At 46.7% G+C, this 2,091-nt stretch carries 2 protein-coding genes; both read left to right on the forward strand.

Annotated elements, in window-relative coordinates; all coding sequences use genetic code 11:
- Window positions 1-589: RNA-guided endonuclease InsQ/TnpB family protein (locus O9300_RS17845; RefSeq protein ID WP_287973084.1), on the forward strand; the 589-nt coding region annotated here is incomplete at its 5' end.
- Window positions 590-723: 134 nt separating this feature from the next.
- Window positions 724-1,908 carry a tetratricopeptide repeat protein gene (locus O9300_RS17850; protein WP_287973087.1) on the forward strand — a complete coding sequence of 395 codons (1,185 nt, stop codon included), beginning with the start codon at window positions 724-726 and terminating at the stop codon, window positions 1,906-1,908.
- Window positions 1,909-2,091 lie beyond the last annotated feature (183 nt).

Here is a 2,091-nt window from a genome sequence, read left to right on the forward strand (position 1 = left end):
ACGGGGAGATTTAATCAAAGCCCCTCGATTTTTGTTGAAAGTACAGAGTAAGCTTAAATTGCTACAAAGACGCTTGAAACATCAAGTCAAAGGCTCGAACAATTGGTTAAAACTCCAAGAGAAGATAGCAAGATTACACGAAAAAGTGTCTAATACCCGTAGAGATTGGCACTTTAAACTAGCTCATTACCTTTGCGATCTCGCTGATAATATCTTTGTTGAAGATATTAACTTCGTTTCCTGGTCTAGAGGGATCGTTAGAAAACAATCTCTGGATTCAGGTATCGGTAGTTTTATTAACGAGATATTACCGTTTGTTGTTTGGAAACGGGGAAAATATTATCTTAAGGTTGATAAAAACGGAACTTCCCAGGACTGTCCTAATTGTGGCGCGATTACTGGTAAAAAAGCGTTATCGGAAAGAGTTCACCGGTGTGATTCTTGCGGCCACATTGAACCAAGAGATACGGCATCAGCAAAGGTAATCGAGAACCGAGGAAAAAATGCGGTCGGACTGACCGTGTTAGAAAACGCTTGCGGAGGCGATTTGACGGGGATCGACTGGGTTAAACTCGGTCGATCTAGTTAAAAGCCTAAGAACCGAGAATCCCCCGCTACACCGCGCGAGCGGTTAGCGGGGGAGAGTCAATCCCCGATAACTGATAACTGCTAGACTAATTGGGTGATGCTTGCAAGATTAATAAAACCAGTGTCGAGATTAGAATGCAGGGACTTTTAAGAAAACTTTGGCGCGCGATCGAAAACTTTTTTACCCGACTTTTGGGGGGACAAGGGGGAAAGGGGAGAGTACAAGCGATCGAATCTGTTCCCCTAACCGATACAGATTACGAGTTTCTCTATATGCAGTTACTCGATGGAGTGGCCCACGGTTGGCACGAAGGCAGAATTCTGAGATTTTTTGAGAAATTGGGCGATCGAGGTCGGCAAAAAGATTGGGTACAATGGTTAGAGCGCTTTGGCACCCGTCTGCAATCCTCCGCTTCCCTTAACCAACTTCTCGCCACCAGAATGATCCGTTTAGGAGAATTAGCCCGCGCTTTCCCGGGGATTGAACGCATTGGTGAAGCTTCCTACGAGATCGGTTATCAACTCTACACCAAAGAAACTGCCACTTTAATCTGGGAATACGCCGGCGAAGATGAGGCCCCGGGTAGTTATTCCCAGCCGCAACCCCCAGAAAATCTCTCATATTCGGGTGAAACTAGCGATTTTAACGGTGCTGACCCAGAAAATCCCCAATTAGAAACCCTGACCCTCGATGAATTATTTAACCGTCTGCAAAACGATCCTACCCTGGCGGGCCAAATGGCCGAACAATTAGGCATCGAAAATAAGGACGCAGAAAGCATTATTGATAGTCTCATCGCTCAATTTTCCTCACAGGAAGGCAAAATCCCTGAAACTGCCGCAGATTGGTTTAATCAGGGCTTAGAACAGGCAAATTTAGGCAATTGGTCAAATGCGATCGCTGATTGGGAACAGGCCTTGACGATCGATCCCCAATTAGCCTCGGCCTGGCATAATCGTGGTAGTGCCTTAGCCATGATCGGTAACTACGAAGAAGCTTTAAATAGTTATGATCGCGCCCTAGAAATCACCCCCAACGATCACCAAATCATTAACGCTAGAGGCAGCGCCCTATACGGACTGCAACGTTGGCAAGAAGCGTTAGAATGTTGGCAACAGGTGCTAGAAGCGGACGATAATTTTTATCAAGCTTGGTACAATCGCGGCAGTACCCTAGAAAATTTGGGCGAAACCCAAGCAGCGATCTCCTGTTATCAAAAAGCTTTAGGGATTGCGCCGGATTTTGAGCTTGCCCAAACCCGTCTAGAGGCTTTACTAGGGCAAAAACCGCCCGAAGACGACGGTAATCCCCCCGCCTGATTCAATCTGAACTTGAGCAGTCACTAACCCCGCCCTAAAAGGGACGGGGCTTGCCTAAACCAATTTAGGCGACGCAAGTAGAGACTACCGCATCGAGACACCATCTGGCACAGACCTCCGAATACTTCCCTAGTTCGGATTCCCTCTCAGCTTTATTGGTAAAGCGTTGTTAGACAAGACATC

The sequence above is a fragment of the Microcystis sp. LE19-195.1E genome (genome assembly GCF_027532095.1).
Taxonomy (GTDB): domain Bacteria; phylum Cyanobacteriota; class Cyanobacteriia; order Cyanobacteriales; family Microcystaceae; genus Microcystis; species Microcystis aeruginosa.

Coding starts and splice junctions, on each gene's coding strand:
- O9300_RS17850 (WP_287973087.1), top strand. CDS start 724: ATGCAGGGACTTTTAAGAAAACTTTGGCGCGCGATCGAAAACTTTTTT.